The sequence below is a fragment of the Acidovorax sp. genome (genome assembly GCF_022763525.1).
Classification (GTDB): Bacteria; Pseudomonadota; Gammaproteobacteria; order Burkholderiales; family Burkholderiaceae_C; genus Acidovorax.
Window position 1 is genome coordinate 1 of the sequence record NZ_JALEGG010000014.1, and the last position, 9,154, is coordinate 9,154.

Annotated in this window: 5 protein-coding genes and 1 pseudogene; 1 reads left to right on the forward strand and 5 read right to left on the reverse strand. The window is 66.6% G+C overall.

Going from position 1 to position 9,154, the window contains the following annotated elements:
• Nucleotides 1–281 precede the first annotated feature (281 nt).
• Nucleotides 282–2,219 (forward strand): propionate--CoA ligase, encoded by a 1,938-nt coding sequence (locus MRY84_RS01140; RefSeq protein ID WP_291503942.1) that lies wholly within the window; start codon nt 282–284, stop codon nt 2,217–2,219.
• A 78-nt stretch (nt 2,220–2,297) separates the two neighbouring features.
• Here MRY84_RS01140 and MRY84_RS01145 read toward each other — a convergent pair whose 3' ends face one another.
• The 5 genes and pseudogenes from MRY84_RS01145 to MRY84_RS01165 form a co-directional block, all read right to left on the reverse strand.
• Entirely contained in the window at nt 2,298–2,846 is a 549-nt protein-coding gene (locus MRY84_RS01145) for a hypothetical protein (protein ID WP_291503938.1), read from the reverse strand.
• 138 nt (nt 2,847–2,984) lie between these two features.
• Complete coding sequence (locus tag MRY84_RS01150; RefSeq protein WP_291503939.1) at nt 2,985–6,821, reverse strand: EAL domain-containing protein; 3,837 nt, start codon at nt 6,819–6,821, stop codon at nt 2,985–2,987.
• 186 nt (nt 6,822–7,007) lie between these two features.
• Nucleotides 7,008–7,937, reverse strand: a complete 930-nt coding sequence (locus tag MRY84_RS01155; RefSeq protein ID WP_291503940.1) for an EamA family transporter — start codon at nt 7,935–7,937, stop codon at nt 7,008–7,010.
• The gene (locus MRY84_RS01160; protein ID WP_291503941.1) at nt 7,934–8,479 is read right to left on the reverse strand and encodes a methylated-DNA--[protein]-cysteine S-methyltransferase; all 546 of its coding nucleotides are present in this window, start codon (nt 8,477–8,479) and stop codon (nt 7,934–7,936) included. The genes MRY84_RS01155 and MRY84_RS01160 overlap by 4 nt, the downstream gene beginning before the upstream one ends.
• Before the next feature lie 67 nt (nt 8,480–8,546).
• Nucleotides 8,547–9,154, reverse strand: a pseudogene (locus MRY84_RS01165) (adenosine deaminase); the annotation flags it as partial.

Below are 9,154 nucleotides of genomic sequence, written 5' to 3' on the forward strand. Positions count from 1 at the left end.
AGGGCCTTGAGGCTGCGCCAGATTCGCAACCGCACGGCGTTGGGCTGCGTGGGCAGCGTCATGATGAGGGTGGACCACATAGTTTGAATTATGTACTCCATTGTGTGAAATAAGTATTTCACAACGCACGGGCTTCGAAGATTTCCTTGCCATCCCACCGAAGCCGGCTTAAAAGCGGCGGGGCCGCTCTGTGCCTGGCCCTGCAAATGCTGGACCCTGTCATCCGGCAAGCCGTCAGTTTGCCGAAAGCCCGTCATGAATAATTATGAATTCAAAACCTGCTGTGCCGGCAGGGCGAGAGAGATGCTGAGGAGACAAACACCATGACCGCATACGCCGATTTCCATCGCCAGTCCATCGACGACCGGGACGCCTTTTGGAATGAGCAGGCGCAGCTGATCGACTGGAAGACCCCGCCCCAGCAGGTGTGCGACTACAGCAACCCGCCGTTTGCCAAATGGTTTGCGGGTGGCACCACCAACCTGTGCCACAACGCCGTGGATCGCCATCTGGCTGCGCGTGCCCAACAAGCTGCGCTGGTGGCAATCTCCACCGAAACCAACACCGAACGCAGCTACAGCTTTGCCGAGCTGCATGCCGAGGTGCAGCGCATGGCAGCCGTGCTGCAGTCGCTGGGCGTGAAGAAGGGTGACCGCGTGCTGATCTACATGCCCATGATCGCCGAGGCCGCCTTTGCCATGCTGGCTTGTGTGCGCATTGGCGCCTTGCATTCCGTGGTGTTTGGTGGCTTTGCCTCGGGCTCGCTGGCCTCGCGCATCGAAGATGCCGAGCCTGTGGCCGTGGTCAGCGCAGATGCGGGTTCGCGCGGCGGCAAGGTAGTGCCCTACAAGCCGTTGCTGGACGAAGCCATCGCGCTTTCCAAGCACAAGCCCGCAGCCGTGCTCATGGTCAACCGGGGCTTGGCGCCCATGCACCTGCAGCCGGGGCGCGACCACGAATGGACGCCTCTGCGCGAGCAGCACCTGAATACGGTAGTGCCTTGCGAATGGGTCGATGCCACCCACCCCAGCTACACGCTGTACACCAGTGGAACCACTGGCAAGCCCAAGGGGGTTCAGCGCGACACCGGCGGCTATGCCGTGGCGTTGGCGGCCAGCATGAAGCACATCTTTGATGCAAAAGCGGGCGACGTTTACTTCGCGACCAGCGACATCGGCTGGGTGGTGGGGCACAGCTACATCATCTATGGACCGCTGATCGCGGGCCTCACCACGATCATGTACGAGGGCCTGCCCACGCGGCCCGATGCGGGCGTGTGGTGGAGCATTGTCGAGAAGTATCAGGTCACCCACATGTTCTCGGCGCCGACGGCGGTGCGGGTGCTCAAGAAGCAGGACCCGTCCTACCTTGCCAAGTACAACGTCAAGACCTTGAAGGCGCTGTGGCTGGCGGGCGAGCCGCTGGACGAGCCCACCGCGCAGTGGATCAGCGATGCGCTGGGTGTGCCCATCATCGACAACTACTGGCAGACCGAAACCGGCTGGCCCATCCTCACCCTGGCCAACGGCGTGGAGCAGCAGACCACGCGCTTTGGCAGCCCCGGCAAAGCCATGTACGGCTACAACGTGAAGCTCATCGATGAGAGCAACGGCGAAGAACTGACGGGTGCCAACCAGAAAGGCGTTGTCGCCATCGAGGGGCCCTTGCCCCCCGGCTGCATGCAGACCGTGTGGCGCGACGACGCCCGTTTTGTGAACACCTACTGGAAAAGCATCCCTGGCCGCCTGATCTACAGCACCTTCGACTGGGGCATTCGCGACGCCGACGGCTACCACTTCATCTTGGGCCGCACGGACGACGTGATCAATGTGGCCGGCCACCGCCTGGGCACGCGCGAAATCGAGGAAAGCATCGCCTCGCACCCGAACATCGCTGAAGTGGCGGTGGTCGGTGTGGCCGACAGCTTGAAGGGCCAAGTGGCGATGGCGTTTGCCGTGGTGCGGGATGCCTCGGCCCTGACCGATGACGCCGCTCGCCTGAAGCTCGAGGGCGAGGTGATGAAGCAGGTGGACAGCCAGCTCGGCGCCGTCGCACGGCCCTCGCGCGTGCATTTCGTGACGGTGCTGCCCAAGACCCGCAGCGGCAAACTGCTGCGCCGAGCGCTCCAGGCCGTGGCCGAGCGGCGCGATCCGGGCGACCTCACCACCATGGAGGACCCGGCAGCACTGCAGCAGGTGAAGGATTTGGTGGGCTCCTGAGCTCCCGGTTGCAGGGATGGCCCATGGCGCAAACCGCCGTGCTGCCCCACGCGCGCGGGTTGGGGCAGCGTCCTGAGCTCAGGAGACTGCCAGGGTGAAGTAGCCAAACTCCATGTCAGACGTTTCGGCCGTGGCCGTGATGGTGGCATTGGGGTTGGATGTGGTCACGCTGTCCGTCGTGATGCCATTGATGACCGCGTAAACGGAATACACATCGCTGATTTCCAGCGTGACCTCCATGAAAGAGTCCGAAACCACGACGCTTTGCAACGGCACGCCGCGTTGCGTGATTTGGAAGGTGACGGGCCCGAGGCTCGTCTTTTCGAATTGCATCTGGTTGGCGATGCTGCTGGGCATGGTTACCACCTCGAATTCGTAGGTGCCCTGGGCAGGAACCTGCTTCACTTGCGCCAGAAAGCGGGTTGCACCCTCGATCGCTACTGGAGCAGAGGTATAGGTGTTGCCGTTCAGCATGGTGCTGGCGATGACCTCGAAACTCTCGGCCGTCGGGATGGACAGCGTCGCACCTGGCGCGATGCCGGGCAGGCGGGCGATGACCAGGCCCCCCTTGTGAACCACATACTGGGCGATGTAGGTGGTGGCGTTGCGAAGAGTCAAAGCGCTCATGGGGAAACTCCGAGAGTGAGAAGAATGAAGATTCATTTTCACTGCCTTGGCGGTTGAGTCACACGGATTTATTGCCATCGGCATCGGCTTTTTCGCAGTTGCATCAAACCGGGGTGCAACCCATGAGCCCGGGGGCAGTCACACCAGCCGGCTTCTTTGCCATCCCGCTGGCGGCTGCCATTGCGGCACCCAGCCTATGAAGTCCTCCAGTGGCATGGGCCGGGCAATGCAGTAGCCCTGGGCCTGGATGCAGCCGAGCTGCAGCAGCATCTGCCCTTGCTCGACGGTTTCCACGCCTTCGGCAATCACCCGGTAGCCGAACGAGCGGGCCAGGCCGATCACACCTTGCACGATGGCCAGGTCGCCGGGATCGCCCATCATGCCGTGCACAAAGCTCTGGTCGATCTTGAGCGTGTCCATGGGCAGGCGGCGCAGGTAGGTGAGCGACGAGTAGCCGGTGCCAAAATCGTCCAGGGACACGGCGACGCCCAGGGCACGCAAAGCAGCCAGGGTGTCAGCCACCGCCGACAGGTCGTAGAGCGCGGCGCTTTCGGTGATCTCGATCTCCAGCAGGCTCGCAGACACCCCGGAGTGGCGGGCGGCGCACTGCGCCATCCAGCTGGCAAAGCCAGGGGATTGCAGGTGCTGCGCCGAAATGTTGATACCCAGGGGCAGGCGCAGCCCCCGTGCCAGCAACTGCTCCAGGTAGGAGAACGCTGTCTCAACCACCCATTCGCCGAACCCGATTTCAAGCTCTGTCCCCTCCAGCAGGGGCAGGAATTCGCCTGGCGGCACGAGGCCGCGCTGCGGATGCAGCCAGCGGGCCAGGGCCTCCGCCCCCACCACGGTGCCGGTTTTCATGTCCACCTTGGGCTGCAGGTACAGCGTGAACTGCTGCGCGGCCAGCGCCTGGCGCAGGTGCAGGCCTTGCTCACGCTGCAGTTGCAGTGCGCGCTCCTGCGCGGCGTCGAATTGGTGGAAGCGGTTGCGCCCGGCCTGCTTGGCGGCGTACATGGCCTGGTCGGCGTGGCGCAGGAGGGCGTCGGCGTCGGCCTCGTCTTGCGGAAAAACGGTGTAGCCGATGCTGGCGGTGACGACCACGCGTTCGGTATCGAGCGAATAGGGCGCCGAAATGCTGTCCATCACCTGGTGAAGCATGCGCTGGAACTCGGCCACCGATTCGAGGCCCGGCATCAGGATCACGAACTCGTCGCCGCCCAGGCGGGCCACGGTGTCCACGGGCCGCAGCGCACGGGTCAGCCGCCCCGCGACGACCACCAGCAGCCGGTCTCCGGCGCCGTGGCCGAGCCGGTCGTTCACGGGCTTGAAACCATCCAGGTCCAGATAGGCCACGCCCAGTTGCCGGCGGCTGGCGCGCGCTTGGTCCATGCATTCCTGCAGCTTGCGCGCCAGAAGCACCCGGTTGGGCAGGCCGGTAAGGGCGTCATACAGCGCCAGGCGCTGCAGCAGCACTTCCTGCTCGCGCTGGGGCGTCACGTCGATCGCCACGCCCAGCATGCGCTGCGGCCGGCCCTGGCCGTCGAACCCGACGATCTTGCCCAGGTTGCGCACCCACCGCACCGCGTCCGCGGCCTGGTTGACGCGCCAGGTGACGTCAAACGGTGTGCCCGGGTGGGCCTGATGCCGCGCGAGTTCGTTGGAGATGCGGTCGATGTCCTCCTGTGCGATGCCGGCGGACCACAGCGTGGGTACGGGCACGGTGCCTTGCGCCGCCAGGCCCCGCATGGCCCACCAGCGGCTGTCGCCCGTCACCGTGCCCGTCTGCAGGTTCCAGTCCCACAGGCCCAGGGAAGCCGCCGAGATGGTGAGAGAGAGTAGCTCCTCGCGCTCGCGCACCTGTTCCTCATTGCGCTTGCGGTCGGTGATGTCGTGCACCGAAAAGAGCCAGCAGGGCTCGCCATCGAATTCCGTGGCCCGCATCGACTGCAGGACCGTGCGCACACCGCCGCCTCGCACACTCAGGTTGATTTCATAGCCGCTCAACTGCCCGCCCTGCCGGGCCTGCTCCATGAGCCGTTCGCGATCCTGCGCGGTGAAGATCCCCAGCTCCACCGCCGTGCGGCCGATGGCTTCTTCCCGCGGGATGCCCAGCATCTCCACCCAGGCGGGGTTGATGTCGACATACCGACCGTCCTTGCGGTGCGACAGGCCCATGGGATAGGGCATCAGATGGAAGATGCGCGAGAAGCGCTCCTCGGACTGCCGCAGGCGCTGCTCGGCGCGTTTGGCCTCGTCGATGTCCTGCATCACGCCGCGCACGCGGGTGACGCGGCCGTTTTCAATCACCGGCTCGCCCCGCGCGCGCACCCAGATCAGCCGGCCATCGGTGTGCAGGACCTCCATCTCCATGCTCCACTCGGAGCGCTCCAGAATGCTCTGGCGAAAGCACTCGCGCAGGGGTTCACGGTACGCCGGGGCCACGTGGCGGTCGATGTAGTCGCTGGGCAGGGGCGAGCCCGGTGGGAGGCCGTGGATGTCAAAACACACGTCCGACCAATACACGAGGCCCTTGCCGCGCTCATCCTCCCATGCGCCCAGCCGGGCCAGTCTGCCGGCCTGCTGCAGCAGGCCGTTCAGGGCCCGCAGCTCGTCGCTGGCACGGTAGGTCTCGGTCATGTCGTGGAAGACGAAGACGAAACAATCCTCGCCATCCACCAGCACCACGCGCGCCGACATCAGCCCCGGGATGCGCACCCCGCCGCTTTGGGCCACCAGCGGCAGGCGGTCCACCTTGCCTTCGCGTTGGAAGGTCTGCACCAGCCGCGCGCGCTCTTCCTCAGATGCCCAGATCTTCAGCGCGGCGGACGTCTGGCCGATGACCTCCTCGCGGCGCAGCCCCAGCCGCTCGCAGAAGGCCGGGTTGACGTCGATGTAGCGCCCGTCCGCCAGGCGCGAGATCCCTGCGGGGTCGGGCAGCGTCTGGTAGAAGGTGGTGTACTTCGCTTCGGAGGCGCGCAGCGCGTTCTGGACTTCGTGGTGGGCAGAGACGTCCACGTCCATGCCGATCAGGCTCGTGGGTTGCTGCTGCGCGTTCCGGCTGGCCACGGTGCCGCGCGACATGATCCAGCGCCATCGGCCGTCGGTGTCTTTCACCCGGAACTCGGCTTCGTACGTTTCCTCCAGGCCGTCCATCGTGCGCGCCAGCTTGGTGGCGTTGCGCTCGGCGTCGTCGGGATGGCGCAACGCATACCAGCGCGCCCAGAGATCGGGGTCGTCGGCGTCGGCGGCGGTAATACCGAAGGCTTCATAGAAGCTGCCGTGGCAACGGAACCGGCGGTTCACCACGTCCCACTCCCATCGCCCGCCACCCATGGAGTCCAGCGCCATTCGCAACTGCTGGTCCTGCTGCGCAAGTGCCTGCTGAATGTCTTCGCGGGCCAGATCCGAGCGTGCCTTGCTGCGCAGCAGCAGCCATCCGGTTCCGAGCATGAGCATGCCCGCGCCGTGGTACCAGGGAAGCGAGGCCGCCTGGGCTGCACCCGTGCCGGGTGCCAGCCGGGTGGTCCAGAGGGCGGCGGCGACAGCGAGCGGCAGGGTCACCGTCAGGCCCGCCAATGACGTCCAAGGCCGCGAGCGCAGCAGCGCATGCTGGCCTGCCAGGCGCCACAGCTGCCCCGCAGCCAGGGCCGCGCCCAGAACAGCCACAGCGGGCGCGGCGGCGGTGGCATCCACCCGCAGCACGGCCAGCAGGGCAATGACGCCGGTAAGAAAGGCCGCCGGCAGGCCGAAGAAAAGTGCAATGAACGCGGTGGCCGTGGGGTAGGCCACCACCTGCAGCTCCGGTGCATTCCACTGCAGTGCCTCGAAGGCACCGACCGACACCAGCCCGCCGCAGAGCCCCAGCAGCAAAAGCGTGCGGCGCGATGGGTGCAGCGCTTCGCGCGGCGGCAACCCGGCAAGCACCAGCAGCAGCGCCATCAGCGCCGTTCCTGCCAAAAGCGTGCTGTTACCCATGCGCCGGCTGGAGGGACGACTGCGGCACCATGCGAGCGACCGCAGGTGACGAGAGGAAATCGCTGACTGCGCCCTTGCTTGCAGCGCCAACGCCCTTGGCGCCTTGAACGGAGTTGGCGGACTTGCTCAGACTGTGAAACTCCGGTGAAGAACCCATGGGCCGAGTTTAGGGCCTCATGGCCGGAACTAACACGATTTGTTACGCAACGCCGTCGGCCGCAGTGTGCTGACAAGCCCTGTTGACAACAGCGTTCCGCAGATGATGACCAGCGCGCAGCCGATCATCCACGGCGTGATGCGCTCGCTGAGGAACACCGTGCCGTACAGCACGGCAAACACCGGCGTGATGAAGGTCACGGCCAGGGCCCGGCTGGGCCCTGCGCTCGCAATGAGGCGGAAGTAGATGATGTAGGCGATGCCTGTGCAAAGCACGGCAATGGCCACGATGGCGCCCCAGGCGCGCAGGCCCGGCATCTGCGCGGGCCAGAGCCACAGCGTGGGCAGCGCCAGCCCCAGCGCGGCGCCCAGCTGGCTGCCCGTGGCTGTCGCCAGGGGCGGCAGCCCCGTGAGATAGCGCCGCGCGAAACTGGCCGACAAGCCGTAGAAAGCCGACGCCAGCAGGCAGGCCGCAATGGCCCATTCGGCCTGGTCGCTCTTGAATCCCGTGCCGGCGGGAGCGCGCCAGGCCAGCAGCGCCACCCCCGCAAAACCCAGGGCCAGGCCCACCCAGCGCAGGCGGTTGATGCGGTCGCCCAGCCAGAGCCAGGCCACCAAGGCGCCAAACAAGGGGACGGTGGCGTTCAGGATGGAGGTCAGACCCGTAGCGATGTGCAGCACCGCCCAGGCAAACAACGCGAAGGGAATGGCTGAGTTGATGATTCCCGCGAACAAAATGGGGCGCCAGTGCTGGCGCAACGCGGGCCAGTGGCCCTGGCGCAGCATGATCGGCCACAGGAACACCGTGGCCAGGGCCACGCGCAGGCCGACCATGGGCAGGGGGCCGAATTCGGACGCGCCCATGCGCATGAACAGGAACGATGCGCCCCACAGCGCCGCCAGCAGGATGAATTCGCCAATCCAGGTGGAGACGGGCTGGTGGGCGGCGGGGTGGTTCATGCGTTTCCTTCGCTGGCGGTGGACAAGAGGGGTGGCAGCGCATTTTCCAGCGCCAGTAAAACCGCTTTGCGATCGAGGCCACCGGCATACCCCGTGAGGCTGCCGCCGGCGCCCACCACGCGGTGGCAGGGCACGACCACGCTCAGCGGGTTGCGCCCCACTGCGGCGCCCACGGCACGTACCGCCAAGGGGCGGCCCAGCTGCCGGCTGAGGGCGCCGTAGCTGGTGGTGGCACCCCGGCCGATGGCCAGCAGGGCGCGCCACACTTCCTGCTGAAACGGCGTGCCGCCCGTGAGGTCCAGCGGCAGGTCAAACCCCGCGCGTTCGCCTTTCAGGTACTGCTGCAGCTGGCGTGCGGCCTCCTGCAGCAAGGGATGGTCATCGGCATCGGCCCAGGGCTTGGCGCCGTTCAGCCAGGAGACCGGCTCGTGGCGCTGCCCTTCAAACCAGACGCCCGACAGGCCCGCGGGCGACGCCGCCAGGCGCACGGGGCCCAGCACGGTGGCGGTGCGCATCTGCACAGTGCGGGGGTGGTATTGCATGGTGAGAAATCTCCAAGGTCAAACTGGCATCCAGCGCTTGGTAGACAAGCGCAAGCAGCTATTGTTTTTATAGTGAATGGTTGGGAAGTGTGTTCGCAGGCGCAGGCGCAGGCGGCGGGCCGGCCGGCGCGCTGACCGTACCTGCCGCCCAGGCGCGCACCACTGCATAGCTGCGCCAGGGGCGCCACGCCTGCGAGGCCTCGGCGGCGGCGCGGGCGGGGTTCTTCTGCCCCTGCACGCCCAGTGCCTTGTGCAGCGCCACGTCCGCGGCCGGGAAGGCATCGGGCCAGCGCAGTACGCGCATGGCGATGTACTGGGCCGTCCAGTCGCCAATGCCGGGCAGCGCGCACAGCGCCGCCGTGGTGCTGGCGACATCGGCGCCGGCGTGCAGGGCCAGGGTGCCGCTGTCCACCGCCCGCGCCAGCGCCACGATGGCGGCCTGCCGCTGGCGCACGATGCCCATTTGGCCGAGCACCTCGCCCTCGGCGGTAGTCAAGGTGCGGGCGGTGGGAAAAAGCCGGTTCAGGTCGCCCCAGGGCGTCTCTACCGGCTCGCCCAGCCGCTCCACCAGCCGCTGGCCCAGGGTGCGTGCGGCGGCCACGGTGATCTGCTGCCCCAGCACGGCGCGCACGGCCAGCTCGAACCCGTCGAATGCACCCGGCACGCGCAGGCCAT